Source organism: Burkholderia sp. PR2 (assembly GCF_052372875.1).
In the GTDB taxonomy this organism is placed as follows: Bacteria; Pseudomonadota; Gammaproteobacteria; order Burkholderiales; family Burkholderiaceae; genus Burkholderia; species Burkholderia diffusa.
This window is the reverse complement of sequence record NZ_JBQRWH010000004.1, coordinates 2,597,791-2,615,487: the sequence shown is the minus strand read 5'-3', so window position 1 is coordinate 2,615,487 and position 17,697 is coordinate 2,597,791. Positions and strand designations below refer to the sequence as shown.

Sequence of the window (17,697 nt, the reverse complement as noted above, 5' to 3'; positions counted from 1 at the left end):
ACTCGATGCATGTGAAGTTGGCTTACGCCATGTCCGTCGCCGCACCGGTTGCAATGACTGCCGGCTGCAGCAAAAAGAGCGACGACGAGGCGAGCAGGGACGCTGCGGCACGCGCAGCACTGGCAGCCAGCGACGTGCGCGCTGCCGGAACCGGTCGTGCGGTGCCGTTGGTGTGCCGCATTGCGCAATCGGACAGTGACAAGGACTACGGGGCACGTTTGGCGATCGAGGAAATCAACGCGCAGGGCTCGAAGATCGGCATGCATTCGGTACGGCAGGCAGCACGCGCCGGCGCCGCCGCCATCGACCGGGCGACGGGCCTGCAGATTGTCCGACAACGAGCCGCGGACCGCGATGCGGCAACGGCAGGGCGCGTCGAACGACGGACGCCCGGGTTTCGGGGCAACGCAGGCGACGTGCAAATGTCACGGGCCCCCTTTCATTTCGATTCGACGAAACAGCGTGTCGCCGCGACCCATCGCGTCGCGGCGGGCGGTCTGCTTCGTTTCACGGATTCCGACGCAGTCCTGACGAGAGTCGGGCGCCACCTTCGCGATGCCGGTTCGGGCGCCGCGGGGGTGGCGGCGGACGGCCCGCTTGCAGCGCAGGCGACGGCGTCCGGCATCGGAGCGCAAACCCTTGGCGACAACGGCATGTGCGTCGCCAAGGTGGTCGAGCCCGCGGGCGACGCGGCGCGCAACCTGATCTGTCCGGATGCAGGGTTCGTCCCGGCCCGGACGGAAAAAGGCATGGCGTTCGGGAAACCGGACACCGGCCGTTGCGGCACGTGCCTTACGACTTCAAGGAGGCCAAGTACACCGTCCTCGATGTCGTGACGATTTAGCGACGGGACTCATGATGGCACCGAAACAGTGCGGTGCCGTTCTGTATCCGCTCCGGCGGCAGGTCCGGCCGTACAGGCCGGGCGGCGCGCGCCGGGACGATCCACCCTTACCGGTATCGACTAGTACCCGCAGTGTCGCCGAGAAGGCGCGATTCCTCGCTTACCCGCGGGGCGCAACGTCCTCCGGCAGCATGGGCCAAGGAGCTTTAAATGGATATTTTCATCCAGCAGATCCTCAACGGGCTGGTGCTCGGCAGTGTCTACGCCATCATCGCGTTGGGCTACACGATGGTGTACGGCATTCTCGGCATCATCAACTTCGCGCACGGCGACGTGCTGATGATCGGCGCGATGGTCGCCCTGTCGGCGATCACCGTGCTGCAGAACCACTTCCCTGGACTCGGCAACGTCGCGACGCTGACGATCGGCCTTGGCATCGCCGCGGTCGTCTGCGCATGCGTGGGCTACACGATCGAGCGTGTCGCGTACCGGCCGCTGCGCCGCGCGCCGCGTCTCGCCCCGCTGATCACCGCGATCGGCGTGTCGATCCTGCTGCAGACGGCCGCGATGATCATCTGGTCGCGCAACCCGCTGCCGTTCCCGCAATTGCTGCCGACCGATCCGATCAACGTGATCAAGGCGACCGACACGACGCCCGGCGCCGTGATCTCGGTGACTGAAATCGTGATCATCGCGGTGGCGTTCATCGTGATGGCAGGTCTCCTGCTGCTCGTGCACAAGACCAAGCTCGGCCGCGCGATGCGTGCGATCGCCGAAAGCCCGAACACCGCGAGCCTGATGGGCGTGAACCCGAACTTCGTGATCTCGGCGACGTTCATGATCGGCTCCGCGCTCGCCGCGCTGGCCGGCGTGATGATCGCGTCCGAATACGGCAACGTGCACTTCTACATGGGCTTCATCCCCGGCATGAAGGCGTTCACGGCGGCGGTGCTCGGCGGGATCGGCAACCTCGGCGGCGCGATGGTCGGCGGCGTGGTGCTCGGCCTGATCGAGCAGCTCGGCGCGGGCTACATCGGCGACCTCACGGGCGGCGTATTCGGCAGTAACTACCAGGACGTGTTCGCATTCATCGTGCTGATCATCGTGCTGGTGTTCCGTCCGTCGGGCCTGCTGGGCGAACGTGTCGCGGACCGCGCGTAACGGAAGGGGAGCAAACAACATGACATCCATTCAACCGATCGAATCCTCGACGTCGCTCGTCGAAGAACGCAACACGGCCAAGACCGTCATCATCGGCATCCTGACCGCGGCCTTCGTGATCGCGGCGCCGATCATCATCGGCTCGGCAGGCGGCAATTACTGGGTCCGCGTGCTCGACTTCGCGATGCTGTACGTGATGCTCGCGCTGGGGCTGAACGTGGTGGTCGGCTTCGCCGGCCTGCTCGACCTCGGCTACATCGCGTTCTACGCGGTGGGCGCGTATACGGCGGCACTGCTGAGCTCGCCGCACCTGACCTCGCAGTTCGAGTGGATCGCGGCGCTCGCGCCGAACGGCCTGCACATCCCGTTCCTGATCATCGTGCCGATCGCGATGGCGCTGGCGGCGACCTTCGGGATCCTGCTCGGCGCGCCGACGCTGCGCCTGCGCGGCGACTACCTGGCGATCGTCACGCTCGGCTTCGGTGAAATCGTCCGGATCTTCATGAACAACCTCGACCGTCCGGTGAACATCACCAACGGCCCGAAGGGGATCACGGGCATCGATCCGGTGCACATCGGCGGCTTCAACCTGTCGCAGACGCACTCACTGTTCGGCTTCCAGCTGCCGTCCGTGTACATGTACTACTACCTGTTCGTGCTGTGCTCGCTGCTGGTGATCTGGGTGTGTACGCGCCTGCAGCACTCGCGTATCGGCCGCGCTTGGGCCGCGATCCGCGAGGACGAAATCGCGGCGAAGGCGATGGGCATCAACACCCGTAACGTGAAGCTGCTCGCGTTCGCGATGGGCGCGTCGTTCGGCGGCCTGTCGGGCTCGATGTTCGGCGCGTTCCAGGGCTTCGTGTCGCCCGAGTCGTTCACGTTCTGGGAATCGATCGTCGTGCTCGCCTGCGTGGTGCTCGGCGGCATGGGCCACATCCCGGGCGTGATCCTGGGCGCGGTGCTCCTCGCGATCTTCCCGGAATTCCTGCGCTCGACGATGAGCCCGCTGCAGCATGCGATCTTCGGTCACGACATCGTCGATACCGAAGTGATCCGTCAGGCGCTGTACGGCCTCGCGATGGTCATCATCATGCTGTACCGCTCGGAAGGCCTGTGGCCGGCGCCGAAGCATGAGGACAAGATCGCGAAACTGGCGAAACGCAACAGCAAGAAGCCGGTGCGCGCTTAACCAACGGACAAGGGGATATCACACATGAGCGACAAGCAAATCCGACTGTCCGTCAAAGGCGTGAACAAGCGCTTCGGCGGCTTGCAGGCACTGTCCGACGTCGGCCTCGAGATCAAGGAAGGCGAGATCTACGGCCTGATCGGCCCTAACGGCGCCGGCAAGACGACGTTCTTCAACGTGATCACCGGCCTTTACACGCCGGACTCCGGCGAGTTCAAGCTCGACGGCACGGAATACAAGCCGACCGCGGTGCACCAGGTCGCGAAGACGGGCATCGCGCGTACGTTCCAGAACATTCGACTGTTCGGCGGGATGACCGCGCTCGAGAACGTGATGGTGGGCCGCCACGTGCGGACCAAGCACGGGCTGCTCGGCGCGGTGTTCCAGACGCCGGCGGAACGCCAGGAAGAGCGTGAGATCAAGGAGCGCGCGATCGAGCTGCTCGAATACGTGGGCGTGCTGCAGTACGCGGACTACACGTCGCGCAACCTGTCGTACGGCCACCAGCGCCGGCTGGAAATCGCCCGCGCGCTGGCGACCGACCCGAAGCTGCTCGCGCTCGACGAGCCGGCGGCCGGGATGAACGCGACCGAGAAGGTCGAACTCACGCGCCTGCTCGACAAGATCCGCTCGGACGGCCGCACGATTCTCCTGATCGAGCACGACGTGAAGCTCGTGATGGGGCTGTGCAACCGGATGACGGTGCTCGATTACGGCAAGGTGATCGCCGAGGGTCTGCCGCAGGACGTGCAGAAGAATCCGAAGGTGATTGAGGCATATCTCGGCGCAGGGGTGCACTGATGGCAGCGGCAATGTTGAAAATCAAGGGCTTGCAGGTCAACTACGGCGGCATCCAGGCCGTCAAGGGCGTTGACATGGAAGTCCGCCAGGGCGAACTCGTGACGCTGATTGGCGCGAACGGTGCCGGCAAGACCACGACGATGAAGGCGATCACGGGTCTCAAGCCGTATTCGGCGGGTGACATCGAGTACGACGGCAAGTCGATCAAGGGCGTGCCGTCGCACGAACTGCTCAAACGCGGGCTCGCGATGGTGCCGGAAGGCCGCGGGATCTTCGCGCGGATGTCGATCATCGAGAACATGCAGATGGGCGCGTACCTGCGCAACGACAAGGAGCAGATCAAGAAGGACGTCGACCGGATGTTCGGCTTCTTCCCGCGTCTCAAGGAGCGTGCGACGCAGCTCGCGGGCACGCTGTCGGGCGGCGAGCAGCAGATGCTGGCGATGTCGCGCGCGATCCTGAGCAAGCCGAAGCTGCTGCTGCTCGACGAGCCGTCGATGGGGCTGTCGCCGATCATGGTCGAGAAGATCTTCGAAGTGGTTCGCGAGATCTCGAAGGAGGGCATCACGGTGCTGCTGGTCGAGCAGAACGCACGCCTCGCGCTGCAGGCGGCCGACCGCGGTTATGTGATGGACTCGGGTGTGGTCACGATGGAAGGCGATGCGAAGCAGATGCTCGACGATCCGAAGGTGCGGGCCGCGTATCTGGGTGAATGAGCGGGCCCGGTGCGGCGCGGCGGCGGATGCCGGCGCGCCGCACAAGGGCTTCGAAAGGCTGTCACGGGATGCCGTGACAGCTTTTTTTTCGTGCGGCGCGCCCGGCGACGAACTGTGCGTGCGCAGGCGACTCCATTCATTCGGCGGTGACGCCGACCATGCGGTGCGCGACTCGGCAGCAGGCCGTCCGCAACCGGCCGTCCGCAAACCGACACGCGGGCTGCGTAGCATGGTCGATCCATCGGGACACGGAGAGCACGCATGAGTCTGGACTACGGTTTCGTGAAGGCGAAGGTGACGTCGGTGGCGCGGCTGAAGGGCTCGCCGCACGGCGGCGAGATCCAGTATCACATCCACCTGACGCTCGCATTGCCGACCGGCGACTGGGACGTCGCGATCAACGTCGGCACCAACGACTCGGACGACCTGCTGAACTACAAGCTCGTCTACGATTTCCATCATCCGGTCACGGCGACGCTCGCGGCCGCGGCCGAAGGCTACAACGATCTCACCGGGCAAACCGCGCTGCCGGCGCTCGACTATCTGCGCAGCGACATCCTGAACGAGACCGGGGCATGGCGCGCGAGCGCCGTGATGGACGGCACCGAAAACGCGGAGCCGATCCCGTCTCTGCTGCGGCTCGTCAACGCCGCGCAGTCGCAGGGGCTCGACGTCGTCGTGTTCGGCCGCACGTATTCGGAAGGCAACGGCATCCACGACACGCACATGAACCAGGGTTCGACGGGCTCGAACTACCTGCACCGCGCGGGCGACGACCACAACGATCACAACGACGTGTGGCAGGACGGCGCGCTGATCGTGCGCGTGAGCGAGACGCAATGGGCCGCGTATTTCGCGGCGTTCGAGCAGCAGGCCGTGCCGACCGACGCGCTCGGCAATCCGCTGCCGGACGCGGGGCCGATCACGCGCTGATGGGGGCTGCCGGCGGCGTCAGGCGGCCGGCAGCGTCTTGCCGAACGAGATGCGTTCCTCGACGCGATAGCCGAGCGCCGCATAGAAGCGGCACGCATCGTCGTTGCCAGGCAGCACCTGCAGATTGATCTTGAGGCAGCCGCGCGCGGCGAGCGCGCGTTCCGCATGCGCGATCAGCGCGCGGCCGATGCCGAGTCGCCGAGCATCGTTCGACACGCCGAACGAGTAAAGCCAGCCGCGATGACCGTCGAAACCCGCCATCAGCGTGCCGACGACCCGCGCGCCGCTGGTCGCGACGAAGAACAGTTCCGGCTGCGTCGCGAGCTTCAGCTCGATCGATCGCAGCGGATCGCGGTGCGGCGGCGCGCCGGCTTCGTCGTAGTGCGGGAACGCGTCGCGCCAAACCGCGAGCACGGCATCGGTGTCGGCGCGTTCGAACGGGCGGATAGCAACAGCCTCGGCGGCGGCATCCATCGCGGCGGTCTCCTCAGAGCGTGTCGAGAATCGACCGCAGCATCGCCATCATCTGGTCGATTTCCTCGGTCGTGACGTTCAGCGCGGGCATGAAGCGCAGCAGGTTCGGGCGCGCCGCGTTCAGCAGTAGGCCGTCGGGCTGCATGTCGCGCGCCTTCTCGACGATCTGCGGGCCGATGTCCTTGCCGAGCAGCAGCGCGCGCAGCAGGCCTTCGCCGCGTTCGCCCTCGAAACCGCGCTCCTCCGACAGCTCGAGCAGCTTGCGCTTCAGGTATTCGCTGCGCTCACGCACGCCTTCGAGGAAACCGGGCGCGACGAGCTGCGAGATCACCGAATAGCCGACCGCCGTCATCAGCGGGTTGCCGTTGTAGGTGCCGCCCTGGTCGCCGGCCTCGAACACCGCGACGTCGGCCTTCGACAGCAGCGCGCCGAGCGGTGCGCCGCCGCCGATGCCCTTCGCGAGCGTCATGATGTCCGGCTCGATGCCGGACAGCTCGTACGCGAACAGCGTGCCCGCGCGGCCGCAGCCGCTCTGCACTTCGTCGACGATCAGCAGCAGGTCGTGCTGCTTCGTCAGCGCGCGCAGCGCCTGCATGAATTCACGCGTCGCCGGAATCACGCCGCCTTCGCCCTGGATCGGCTCGAGCATCACCGCGACGGTCTTGTCGGTGATCAGCTTCTCGACCGAGTTGATGTCGTTCAGCTCGGCCTTCGGGAATCCCGGCACCTGCGGTGCGTAGATCGTGTCCCAGCCCGGCTTGCCGCTGGCCGACATCGTCGCGAGCGTGCGGCCGTGGAAGCTGTGGTCGAACGTGATGATCTCGTACGCGCCGTTCTTGAACTTGCGGCCCCACTTGCGCGCGAGCTTGATCGCGCCTTCGTTGGCTTCCGCGCCGCTGTTCGTGAAGAACACCTTGTCGAACACGCTGTGCTGCGTCAGCAGCCCCGCGAGCTTCGCCATCGGTTCGTTGTAGAACGCGGGCGACGGGTTCAGCAGCTTTTCCGCCTGCGTCTTCAGCGCTTCGACGATGCCGTCGTTGCAGTGGCCGAGGCTGTTGACGGCCCAGCCCTGAATGAAGTCCAGATAGCGCTTGCCCGTGTGATCGTAGAGCCACGAACCCTTGCCGTGCGTAAACACGATGTCGGGGCGGTTCGTGATGTACATCAGCGAGTCGATCGGGTAATCGTTCAGGGGCATGACAGCAGACTCCAGCGGACGTTGAAAGGGAAACGGGCAATAAAAAAGCCACGGGAGGCCGTGGCTGGTAGGTCGAACAGCTTGTGCGTAACCGGTGAAGCGGAGGAGGGTTACGCGCGAGTCCGTGACGAGCCGGCGGCATCCGGGCGGAGCGGCGAGCGGCGACGTCGGAGAGCGGACAGGAAGCGGTTCATGTGCGCAAGCATAAGGCATCCCGCGCCCCACTGTAAACCGCCGCGATGCCACGAATGTGTCACGGCGGCGCGCAGGAGGGGACGCGGGCGCGCCCGGTGCTCAGACCGGATGCGCGAGATCGGCGGCGCTCGTGAACGAGTCCGCGTAGAACTCGTCGGCCGGCAGCGCGTGGTGCTGGGTGAAGTCGCGCTGCGCGGATTCGACCATCACCGGCGCGCCGCATGCGTACACCTGGTGGCCCGACAGATCGGGCAGGTCCTCGATCACTGCGCGGTGGACGAAGCCGGTGCGGCCGGTCCACTGGTCGGCGTCGTCCGGCTCGGACAGCACCGGCACGTACTTGAAGTTCGGGATCTCGCGCGCCCATTGCTCGGCGAGCTCGCCGAGGTAGATGTCCTTCTTGCGGCGTGCGCCCCAATAGAGCGTCATCGGGCGCGTGATGCCCGAATGCCTGACGTGCTCGATGATCGCCTTGATCGGCGCGAAGCCGGTGCCGGACGCGAGCAGCACGATCGGCTTGTCGGAATCCTCGCGCAGGAAGAACGTGCCGAGCGGGCCTTCGAAGCGCAGGATGTCGCGCTCCTTCATCGCGCCGAACACGTGGTCGGTGAACTTGCCGCCCGGCATGTGGCGGATGTGCAGCTCGATCGGGCCTTCCTCGTGCGGCGCATTCGCCATCGAGTAGCTGCGGCGCGAGCCGTCCTTCAGGATGAACTCGACGTACTGGCCCGCGAGGTATTGCAGGCGCTCGTTGGCGGGCAACTGCAGCTTCACGACCATCACGTCGTCGGCGCGGCGCTCGAGCGCCGCGATCCGGCACGGCAGCTTCTTCACCTGCACGCCGTCGACGCCGGCGATTTCGCGCACGTCGATCTCGAGGTCGCATTGCGCCTTCGAACAGCAGAGCAGCGCGAGGCCGCGCGTGCGTTCGTCGTTGGACAGTGCCGACGCGGCGTGCGGGCCCTGTTCGATCTGGCCCGACACGATCTGGCCCTTGCAGGAGCCGCACGCGCCGTTCTTGCATCCGTACGGCAGATGGACGTTCTGGCGCAGCGCCGCCGCCAGCACGGTTTCGTCCGACTCGACCTGGAACTGCCGGCCGCTTTGCTTGAGAGTAACGTTGAATGCCATAGAACCAAATAGAACAAAATGTGGGGACCGTGCGTGTCGGCACGGCAGCTACAATGCAAACCCGTTGCGCGCCGCGCAACGGTGGCTACTGATTTCGCAACCAACATGATCGCGACTCGAATCCTGCGCCGGCCGCGCGTACTGATCGTCGGCTGCGGCGACGTCGGCCTGCGCTGCGTCGCGCAATGGCGCGCCGCGCGCCGCAACCTGCGCATTGTCGCGCTGACGAGCCATCCGGGCCGCTGCGACGAATTGCGCGCGGCAGGCGCGACGCCGATCGTCGGCGACCTCGATCGCCGGGCGACGCTCGGACGTCTCGCGGGGCTCGCCCGCACGATCCTGCATCTCGCGCCGCCGCAATCCGACGGCCGCGACGATCGCCGCACCCGCGCGCTGATCGCCGCATTGTCCGTGCCTGCACGGCGGCCATCCGCACCGCCGGTGTCGTCGGTCGGCCGGCTCCGCACGCTGCATGCCGCGACCCGACAGGCCGGCGTGCCGGTGCGGGCAGCGCGTATTGTACCCGACGCCCTTCGCGCGCCGACGCTCGTCTACGCCAGCACGACGGGCGTATACGGCGATTGCGGCGGGGCGCGAATCGACGAAACGCAGCCGCTGCGCCCCGCGAATCCGCGCGCGTTCCGGCGCGTGTCGGCCGAGCGTCAGTTGCGGGCGGCGACGGTGCGCGGCGTGCTGTCCGCGCGCATCGTGCGCATTCCCGGCATCTATGCGGCGAACCGGCTGCCGCTCGCGCGGCTCGAGCGCGGCACACCGGCGCTCGACGCGGCCGACGACGTCTACACGAACCATATCCACGCGGACGATCTCGCGGCGATCCTGCGGCGCGTGGCCGTGCGCGGCAAGCCGGCGCGCGCCGTGCACGCGTCGGACGACAGCGAACTGCGGATGGGAGAGTATTTCGACCGGGTCGCGCAGGCGTTCGGCCTGCCGCTGCCGCCGCGGATCAGTCGCGCGGACGCCGAGCATCGGCTCGAGCCGACGCTCCTGTCGTTCATGCGCGAGTCGCGGCGCCTGTCCAATGCGCGGCTCAAGGCCGAATTGTGCGTGACGTTGCGCTATCCGACCGTAGACGAATTCCTTCAAACGGTCGCGCCGCGCGGCGCGTCAGGTCAGCGCCGGTAACGCCTCGATCAGCAGGAAGCACAGCAACGCACCGATCAGCGCGCCGATCAGGTTCGGATGATACTTGTGCCTCATGTGCATCGTGGCCAGCAGCCCGCCGATCACGATAGCACCCACGATCGCGAACGCGATTGTCACGTACGACAGTTCGAAAGAATGGTTGATGTTCATGATGTCTCCCCTGCATCGCTGCTCGTACAGCTTGTGATTTCAGTATAGCGGGGGATCGTGCGGCCGCGACGCGGCCGGACACCGAACGGTCGTGCGGATTTTCCCTTACAGGGTTTTGACGGAATGGCGCAGTGCTGAAAGGTCGTCTTCCCCGAGCCAGCGCCATGCGCCGGGCGCCAGGTCATCCGGCAGCGTGAAGCCGCCGATGCTTTCGCGGTGCAGCGCCTCGACGCGATTGCTGGCCGCGGCGACCATGCGTTTCACTTGATGATATTTGCCTTCGAGGACGGTCAGCGCGAGCGCGTGCGTGTCGCGCGCGTCGGCGGCGACCGCCGCGATCGGCTTCGGCTCGCCGTGGAGCTGCACGCCGGCGCGCAGCGCGTCCAGCTGGGCGTCGTCGAGCGGGTGGCGCACGGTCGCGACGTAGGTCTTCGGCACCTTGCGCTTCGGCGACGTGTACGCGTGCACGAACTGGCCGTCGTCGGACAGCAGGAGCAGGCCTGTCGTGTCCTGGTCGAGGCGGCCGACGCACTGCACGCCGCGTGCGACGAGCGGTGCGGGCAGCAGGCTGAACACGCTCGCATGGTGTTGCGGCTCGCGCGAGCACTCGTAGCCGGCCGGCTTGTTGAGCGCGAGATACGCGCGGGCGTGGAATGGCCAAGCGGTGTCGTCGACCGTGAACACGAGGCCGTCGGTGTCGAACGACGCGTCGGGGTCGGTCGCGCTCGCGCCCGCGACGGTGACGCGGCCCGTTTCGATCAGTCCGCGGCACTGGCGGCGCGAGCCGAAGCCCTGCGTGTAGAGAATGCTTTCGAGATCCATAGCGCGCGCATTCTATCAAGCGGCGCGCCGGCGTCGGCACGAACTTCGCCGCCCATGTCGGTGGGGCAGCCCACCATTCCGGATGCCTGATTGGATCGTTTCTCTGGATAATCCATCCAGCCATGCCCGGCTGACCGGCGCGTCGCGCGTGCCTACACTCCTAGCTTCATTCAACGCAAAAAGGAGTTAACCGTGGCTACTCACACGCTCGCAGACAAGGTCGTCCTGATCGCCGGTGGCGCCAAGAATCTCGGCGGCTTGATCGCCCGGGATCTGGCCGGCCACGGTGCGAAGGCGGTGGCGATTCACTACAACAGCGCGGCGTCGCAGGCGCAGGCCGAAGAGACGGCCGCCGCCGTGCGCGCGGCTGGCGCGCAAGCTGCGACGTTCCAGGCCGACCTGACGACGGCCGCCGCGGTCGAGAAGCTGTTCGGCGACGCGAAGCAGCGCTTCGGCAAGATCGACATCGCGATCAATACCGTCGGCAAGGTGTTGAAGAAGCCGATCACCGAAATCTCCGAGGCCGAATACGACGAGATGTTCGCGGTAAACAGCAAGTCCGCATTCTTCTTCATCAAGGAAGCGGGGCGGCACCTCGAGGATCACGGCAAGCTCGTCACGCTCGTGACGTCGCTGCTCGGCGCGTTCACGCCGTTCTATGCGGCCTACGAAGGATCGAAGGCGCCCGTCGAGCACTTCACGCGCGCGGCGTCGAAAGAATACGGCGCGCGCGGCATCTCGGTGACGGCGGTCGGGCCGGGCCCGATGGACACGCCGTTCTTCTACCCGGCCGAGGGCGCCGACGCGGTCGCGTATCACAAGACGGCGGCTGCGCTGTCGCCGTTCAGCAAGACGGGCCTCACCGATATCGAGGACGTCGTGCCGTTCATCCGCCATCTCGTGACCGACGGCTGGTGGATCACCGGCCAGACGATCCTGATCAACGGCGGCTATACGACCAAGTAACGGGCCGTGCCGGCGGTCGTCGCGTGCGCGCGGCGATCCGCAATGGACCGTTTGCATGGACAATGGGCGGGCGTGTGGGCACAAGGCCGCGCGCCCGTTTTTTCTGTGCCGCCGGGATCGGCCGCGACGCGCGGCGCTTGCCGGTGACGGTCGTCCGAACCCACGTTTTCCGCCCGCCGATGGACAAGCTGGATCAGGTCAGAATCTTCCTTCAGGTTGCCGAGATGGGCAGCTTCATCAAGGCCGCGCATGCGCTCGACGTGCCGCGCGCGACGGTGTCGGCCGCTGTCCAGCAGCTCGAGGCCGCGCTCGGCACGCGCTTGTTGCACCGTACGACGCGGCAGGTGCAGCTGACGGCCGACGGCGCGCTGCTGCTGGAGCGCGGCCGGCGCCTGCTCGCGGAAGCCGACGAGCTCGACCGGCTGTTCCGGCGCCGCGATCGCGACGTGATCGGGCGGCTGAACGTCGATGTGCCGAGCCGGATCGCGCGCCGCGTGATCGCGCCCGCGCTGCCGTCGCTGTTTCGCCGCTACCCGAAGCTGCAACTGTCGCTCGGCTCGACGGACCGCTCGATCGATCTCGTGCAGGAGGGCGTCGATTGCGCAATCCGGGTCGGGCGGCTCGCGGACAGCAGCCTCGTCGTGCGGCCGCTCGGGCAATTCGCGCTGATCAACTGCGCGAGCCCCGACTACCTGCGAGAATGCGGCGTGCCCGAGCACCCCGATGCGCTCGCGCACGGGCACTGGGGAATCGGCTATGCGTCACCGACGAACGGCCGCGAGCTTCGCTGGGAATACTGCGCGGACGGCGGCCACCACACCCTGGCGCTGCCGAGCCGCGTGACGGTCAACAACGCCGAAACCTATATCGCGAGCTGCATTGCCGGGATGGGGCTGATCCAGATTCCGCGCTTCGACGTCGTGCATCTGCTCGACAGCGGGGCATTGGTCGAGGTGATGCCCGGCCATCGGGCCGCGCCGATGGACGTGTCGGCCGTCTATCCGCATCGCCGGCACCGGTCGAGACGGCTCAACGCGTTCATCGAATGGTTCGCGGAGTTGATGGCGGATGCGTTGAACGACAAGGGCGCGACCGCGACCGGCGACTGAAAAGGGGCGCCGCGCCCGCCCGCGCCGACTGCGATCGACGGCGGCATTCGACAGGTATTGCGGTATTGCGGCCAGCGCGCGCCTTCAGCCCGGTCGGCTGGGAAGCCGTGGCGAAACGCTGGCCGCGCGCGGCTACCGCGTGCTCGCCCCGCGCTGCGCGGCTTCGCGCCGACGCGCGTTCGCGATCCCGCGGTTCTGCGAGCAGGGCTGAACGCGCGGCGCGTGCGTGGGGGCGAGGTCGGTCGAGCCGGTCACTCGGTGCGGTGGGGAATGTTGTCCGGGAACGGGTAGGGCGCATGCGGCCCGGGCCATTCGGGCACGGGTGGCTGGCGGAGCAGGTCGCATCCGCCCAGCATGATCGACAGCAGCGCGACGAGCATGCCTCGGGCAATCCGGCTCGAAAAGAGGACGCGCGTGGACATGGGGGCCTCCGTGCTTGCGTGTCCTGATACTTGGACTGCCGAGGGAGGGCGCGCGTTGCAGTGTGCGATGCGCGCGGGGAAAACGCGCGGGAAAAAACAAAAAACCCGCGAAGCGGTGAGCTTGCGCGGGTTTCGACAGGTGCAGCGCATGGACGCTGCGAAATACTGGTGCCCAGGGCCGGAATCGAACCGGCACGCCTTGCGGCGGGGGATTTTGAGTCCCCTGCGTCTACCAATTTCACCACCTGGGCTTTGATCCTGGCCGCGCATGCGATTGTGCGCGGCGAAACGCAAATTATGGCGGAAAACGGGGCACCGGGCAAGCTTTCCGGCGGCCGCCAGTGTTACTGGCTCAGGTAAACGAACTGGCCGTGCTTCACGATCCCCATCACGCTCGCGCGTTGGTCGAGCCCCACATGATCCTTGTTGCTGGTGTTGACGACGCCGTTCGGCACGACGAGCTCGTGCGCGCGTTCGAGCTCGCGCCGCAGCGCCGCGCGGAAGGCCGGCGTGCCGGGCTGCGCGGCCTTGAGCGCGCGGCCGACTGCGTCGGCAAGGCGCGGGTACACGCCCGCCGCGTCGCCAGCGAACTGCGTGACGGTGCCGGCGCCGTATTTCGCTTCATATGCATCGACGAACGCGAGCGCGGCCCTGCGGGCCGGATGGTCTGCCGGCAGCGTGCGCGCGACGACGACCGGCTGGGTCGGAAACAGCGTCCCGTCGACGTCCTTGCCGCCGAGCTTGATGAATTCCGGCGTCGCGATCCCGTGTGTCTGGTAGATCGCGCCCTTGTAGCCGCGCTCGATCAGCGTGCGCTGCGGCAGCACGGCCGGCGTGCCCGAGCCCGCGATCAGGATCGCGTCCGGCTTCGCCGCGATCAGCTTCAGCGCCTGGCCGGTGACGCTTGCGTCGGTGCGGTTGAAGCGCTCCGTCGCGATCACGCGGATCTTGCGGACTTCGGCGAAGCGTGTGAATTCGTTCAGCCAGCTGTCGCCGTAGCTGTCCGCGAAGCCAATGAAGCCGACCGTCTTGACGCCGTGGTTGGCCATGTAGCGCGTCATCACGTCCGCCATCGCGCTGTCGCTCTGCGCCATCTTGAATGCCCAGGTCCGCGCGCCTTCCTGCGGCTCGACGATCGCGCCGGAGCCGACCAGCGTGATCATCGGCGTCTGCGCGGCCGCCACCGCGTCGAGCGCCGCGAGCGCGGCCGGCGTGATGTTCGGCCCGACCACGACGTCGACTTGATCCTCGTCGACCAGCTTGCGGATGTTGCGCACGGCGGCGCCCGGATCGGACGCGTCGTCGAGCACCGTCACCTGCAGCGGCTGCCCGGCGATCGTCTTGGGCCACATCAGGATCGCGTTCTTGCTGGTGATGCCGATCGCGGCGGCCGGGCCGGTCGACGACAGGTCGACGCCGACCTTCAGGTCGGCATGCGCGGCCGCGCAGGCGAGCACGAGGGCGGCGCCGGCGGCGCGGCGCAACAGGGCGGGAAGCGTCATGCGGGATTCTCCGTCGGACAGCAAAAAGGGGCGCGATATGCGCCCCCGTGGTTATACACGCCGCTCAGAGTTCGTACGATTCGGATTCGCCCTTGAGCGCCTGTTCGATCAGCTTGCGGTTCAGCGTCGGCGACAGCAGCTCGACGAGCGTATACACATAGCTGCGCAGGTAGGCGCCCTGCTTGAGCGCGACGCGCGTCACGTTGCTGCCGAACAGGTGGCCGACCGGGATCAGCCGCAGGTTGCGGTCGCGCTCGGGATTGAACGCGATGTCGGCCATGATCCCGACGCCGAGGCCGAGTTCGACGTAGGTCTTGATCACGTCGGCGTCGATCGCCTCGAGCACGATGTCCGGCGACAGCCCGCGCAGCGCGAACGCGTGATTGATCTTCTTGCGGCCCGCGAACGCGTCGTCGTACGTAATCAGCGGATACTGCGCCAGATCGTCCAGCGTGACCGGCTTGCGCTCCAGCAGCGGATGGTCGGCGGGCACGACGGCCGCGTGGTGCCACTGGAAGCAGGGCAGCGACACGAGTTCCTTGTAGTCGGCGATCGCCTCGGTCGCGATCGCGAGATCGGCCTGGTCGTGGATCACCATCTCGGCCACCTGCGTCGGGCTGCCCTGCAGGATCGACAGGTGCACCTTCGGGAAGCGCTTCTTGAATTCGGCGATCGCGGCGGGCAGCGAGTAGCGGGCCTGCGTATGGGTCGCCGCGATGGTCAGGTTGCCCTGATCCTGCGCCGCATAATCCTTCCCGACCCTTTTGAGGCTCTCAACCTCCTGAAGAATCCGCTCGACCGACGCGAGGATGATCCTGCCCGGCTCGGTCAGCGAGCGCACGCGCTTGCCGTGTCGCGTGAAGATCTCCACGCCCAGCTCGTCCTCGAGCTCGATGATCGCCTTCGATACCCCTGGTTGCGACGTGTAGAGCGCCTTGGCGGCCTCGGTGAGGTTGAAATTCTGCCGGACGGCCTCGCGCACGAAGCGAAATTGGTGCAGGTTCATTTATAACCCTTCCGCATATCAACAGAATTTTTTAGTCGTTTGAAATATAAGGCGAGTTTATTACGATTCACCGGAGTTTTTCAAATATGGATATCTGTTTTCGTCATTAGCAATCCACCCGGCAGCGGATGGTGGCGGTGACGGCGGAACGGAGATTCGGGCGCGACGTGGCTAGGACGTCGCGCAGTCACCACGAAAACCCTGGGGTCCCCGAATGTATCAGTACGACCAGTACGACCAGACGATCGTCGACGAGCGAGTCGCGCAGTACCGCGATCAGGTGCGCCGCCGCCTGTCGGGCGAGTTGAGCGAAGACGAGTTCCGTCCGCTGCGCCTGCAGAACGGCCTGTACATGCAGCGCCACGCGTACATGCACCGCATCGCGATTCCGTACGGCAACCTGCGCAGCGAGCAACTCCGCATGCTGGCGCGCATCGCCCGCGAACACGACCGCGGCTACGGCCACTTCTCGACCCGCTCGAACATCCAGTTCAACTGGGTCCAGCTCGAGGAAACGCCCGAGATCTTGGCGAAGCTCGCGTCGGTGCAGATGCACGCGATCCAGACGTCGGGCAACTGCATCCGTAACATCACGGCCGACCAGTTCGCCGGCGTCGCTCAGGACGAGGAGATCGATCCGCGTCCGTGGTCGGAAATCCTGCGCCAGTGGTCGACGTTCCATCCCGAATTCGCATGGCTGCCGCGCAAGTTCAAGATCGCGGTGTCCGGTTCGAAGGACGATCGCGCGGCCGTGCAGATCCACGACCTCGGCGTGTACCTGAAGAAGAACGCACAGGGCGAAGTGGTCGCGAGCATCCTCGCGGGCGGCGGTCTCGGCCGCACGCCGATCGTCGGCGCGGTGATCAAGGAAGACCTGCCGTGGCAGCACCTGCTGACCTACTGCGAAGCCGTGCTGCGCGTGTACAACCGCTACGGTCGCCGTGACAACCTGTACAAGGCGCGTATCAAGATCCTCGTGAAGGCGCTGTCGCCCGCGAAGTTCGCGCAGCAGGTCGAGGAAGAGTGGCAGCACCTGAAGGACGGCCCGTCGACGCTCACGCAAGCCGAACTCGACCGCGTGTCGCAATACTTCAAGCCTCCCGTCTACGAGAAGCTCGCCGACACCGACGCGTCGTTCGAACAGCACCTGCTCGAGAACAAGGCGTTCGCGCGCTGGGTCGAGCGCAACGTCGCGCCGCACAAGGTGCCGGGCTATGCCGCCGTCACGCTGTCGCTGAAGGATCACCGCGTGGCCCCGGGCGACGCGACCGACGCGCAGATGGACCTGGTGGCCGACTGGGCCGACGCGTACTCGTTCGGCGAACTGCGCGTGTCGCACGAGCAGAACCTGATCCTCGCCAACGTGAAGAAGCGCGACCTGTTCGCGCTGTGGGAAAAGGCGAAGGCGGCCGGTTTCGCGACGCCGAACGTCGGCCTGCTGACCGACATCATCGCGTGCCCGGGCGGCGATTTCTGCTCGCTCGCGAACGCGAAGTCGATCCCGATCGCGCTGGCGATCCAGCAACGTTTCGACGATCTGGACTACGTGTACGACCTCGGCGACCTGTCGCTGAACATTTCCGGTTGCATGAACTCGTGCGGTCACCACCACGTCGGCAACATCGGCATCCTCGGCGTCGACAAGGACGGTGCCGAGTGGTACCAGGTGTCGCTTGGCGGCGAGCAGGGCACGGGCCGCAACGGCGCGCGCCTCGGCCGCGTGATCGGGCCGTCGTTCTCCGCGGAGGAAGTGCCGGACGTGATCGCGAAGCTGATCGACACGTTCGTCGAGGCACGCATCGACGGCGAGCGCTTCATCGACACGTACGACCGCATCGGCATCGCACCGTTCAAGGAGCGCGTGTATGCAGCGCGCCAGGCAGTGAACGCGTAACCAACCGGCTAGAAGGAATT

The 17,697-nt window shown here is 66.5% G+C and carries 17 protein-coding genes, 1 tRNA gene and 1 pseudogene; 10 read left to right on the top strand and 9 right to left on the bottom strand.

Translation table 11 applies throughout. The features are described from left to right. The first annotated feature begins 5 nt into the window (after window positions 1-5). The 6 genes and pseudogenes from ACT2FV_RS29315 (at window position 6) to ACT2FV_RS29290 (ending at window position 5,644) form a co-directional block, all read left to right on the top strand. A pseudogene (locus ACT2FV_RS29315) lies at window positions 6-844 on the top strand (branched-chain amino acid ABC transporter). 210 nt (window positions 845-1,054) lie between these two features. After that, window positions 1,055-2,005 (top strand): branched-chain amino acid ABC transporter permease, encoded by a 951-nt coding sequence (locus ACT2FV_RS29310; RefSeq protein ID WP_151048322.1) that lies wholly within the window; start codon window positions 1,055-1,057, stop codon window positions 2,003-2,005. A gap of 19 nt (window positions 2,006-2,024) precedes the next feature. Beyond that, window positions 2,025-3,194, top strand: a complete 1,170-nt coding sequence (locus ACT2FV_RS29305) for an ABC transporter permease subunit (RefSeq protein WP_151048321.1) — start codon at window positions 2,025-2,027, stop codon at window positions 3,192-3,194. Between the two features lie 24 nt (window positions 3,195-3,218). Beyond that, window positions 3,219-3,995, top strand: a complete 777-nt coding sequence (locus ACT2FV_RS29300; protein WP_011352945.1) for an ABC transporter ATP-binding protein — start codon at window positions 3,219-3,221, stop codon at window positions 3,993-3,995. Further along, window positions 3,995-4,711 (top strand): ABC transporter ATP-binding protein, encoded by a 717-nt coding sequence (locus ACT2FV_RS29295; protein ID WP_059603937.1) that lies wholly within the window; start codon window positions 3,995-3,997, stop codon window positions 4,709-4,711. Before ACT2FV_RS29300 ends, ACT2FV_RS29295 begins: the two co-directional genes overlap by 1 nt. Before the next feature lie 261 nt (window positions 4,712-4,972). After that, a complete protein-coding gene (locus ACT2FV_RS29290; RefSeq protein WP_151048320.1) occupies window positions 4,973-5,644 on the top strand; it encodes a DUF2278 family protein in 672 nt (223 codons plus the stop codon). A gap of 18 nt (window positions 5,645-5,662) precedes the next feature. Here ACT2FV_RS29290 and ACT2FV_RS29285 read toward each other — a convergent pair whose 3' ends face one another. From ACT2FV_RS29285 to ACT2FV_RS29275, 3 genes are all read right to left on the bottom strand, one after another. After that, a complete protein-coding gene (locus ACT2FV_RS29285) occupies window positions 5,663-6,118 on the bottom strand; it encodes a GNAT family acetyltransferase (RefSeq protein ID WP_151048319.1) in 456 nt (151 codons plus the stop codon). A 13-nt stretch (window positions 6,119-6,131) separates the two neighbouring features. Next, window positions 6,132-7,316, bottom strand: coding sequence for an acetylornithine transaminase (locus ACT2FV_RS29280; protein WP_124621558.1), 1,185 nt, complete (start codon window positions 7,314-7,316; stop codon window positions 6,132-6,134). A 294-nt stretch (window positions 7,317-7,610) separates the two neighbouring features. Further along, window positions 7,611-8,642: a CDP-6-deoxy-delta-3,4-glucoseen reductase gene (locus ACT2FV_RS29275; RefSeq protein WP_059527685.1), complete on the bottom strand. Its 1,032-nt coding sequence runs from the start codon at window positions 8,640-8,642 to the stop codon at window positions 7,611-7,613. Between the two features lie 105 nt (window positions 8,643-8,747). Here ACT2FV_RS29275 and ACT2FV_RS29270 point away from each other — a divergent pair, with 105 nt between their 5' ends. Further along, window positions 8,748-9,785 (top strand): NAD-dependent epimerase/dehydratase family protein, encoded by a 1,038-nt coding sequence (locus ACT2FV_RS29270; protein WP_444505252.1) that lies wholly within the window; start codon window positions 8,748-8,750, stop codon window positions 9,783-9,785. On the opposite strand, the gene ACT2FV_RS29265 is transcribed toward ACT2FV_RS29270, so the two are convergent. Continuing rightward, window positions 9,768-9,956, bottom strand: a complete 189-nt coding sequence (locus tag ACT2FV_RS29265; protein WP_059603919.1) for a hypothetical protein — start codon at window positions 9,954-9,956, stop codon at window positions 9,768-9,770. The genes ACT2FV_RS29270 and ACT2FV_RS29265 overlap by 18 nt on opposite strands. A 105-nt stretch (window positions 9,957-10,061) precedes the next feature. Next, window positions 10,062-10,778: a pseudouridine synthase gene (locus tag ACT2FV_RS29260; protein ID WP_059682068.1), complete on the bottom strand. Its 717-nt coding sequence runs from the start codon at window positions 10,776-10,778 to the stop codon at window positions 10,062-10,064. 192 nt (window positions 10,779-10,970) lie between these two features. Between ACT2FV_RS29260 and ACT2FV_RS29255 the strand changes: the two genes are divergently transcribed. Both ACT2FV_RS29255 and ACT2FV_RS29250 read left to right on the top strand, forming a co-directional pair. Next, window positions 10,971-11,744 (top strand): SDR family oxidoreductase, encoded by a 774-nt coding sequence (locus tag ACT2FV_RS29255; protein ID WP_059603913.1) that lies wholly within the window; start codon window positions 10,971-10,973, stop codon window positions 11,742-11,744. A 179-nt stretch (window positions 11,745-11,923) separates the two neighbouring features. Continuing rightward, window positions 11,924-12,853, top strand: a complete 930-nt coding sequence (locus ACT2FV_RS29250) for a LysR family transcriptional regulator (RefSeq protein WP_444505251.1) — start codon at window positions 11,924-11,926, stop codon at window positions 12,851-12,853. A 251-nt stretch (window positions 12,854-13,104) separates the two neighbouring features. On the opposite strand, the gene ACT2FV_RS29245 is transcribed toward ACT2FV_RS29250, so the two are convergent. The 4 genes from ACT2FV_RS29245 to ACT2FV_RS29230 form a co-directional block, all read right to left on the bottom strand. After that, window positions 13,105-13,275: a hypothetical protein gene (locus ACT2FV_RS29245; protein WP_179955272.1), complete on the bottom strand. Its 171-nt coding sequence runs from the start codon at window positions 13,273-13,275 to the stop codon at window positions 13,105-13,107. A 166-nt stretch (window positions 13,276-13,441) separates the two neighbouring features. Continuing rightward, window positions 13,442-13,526: transfer RNA gene (locus ACT2FV_RS29240), tRNA-Leu, on the bottom strand. Between the two features lie 93 nt (window positions 13,527-13,619). Next, entirely contained in the window at window positions 13,620-14,777 is a 1,158-nt protein-coding gene (locus ACT2FV_RS29235) for an ABC transporter substrate-binding protein (RefSeq protein WP_301847933.1), read from the bottom strand. Between the two features lie 64 nt (window positions 14,778-14,841). Further along, window positions 14,842-15,783, bottom strand: coding sequence for a CysB family HTH-type transcriptional regulator (locus ACT2FV_RS29230; protein WP_009689198.1), 942 nt, complete (start codon window positions 15,781-15,783; stop codon window positions 14,842-14,844). A gap of 214 nt (window positions 15,784-15,997) precedes the next feature. Between ACT2FV_RS29230 and ACT2FV_RS29225 the strand changes: the two genes are divergently transcribed. Continuing rightward, a complete protein-coding gene (locus ACT2FV_RS29225; protein WP_124901030.1) occupies window positions 15,998-17,677 on the top strand; it encodes a nitrite/sulfite reductase in 1,680 nt (559 codons plus the stop codon). Window positions 17,678-17,697: the final 20 nt, after the last annotated feature.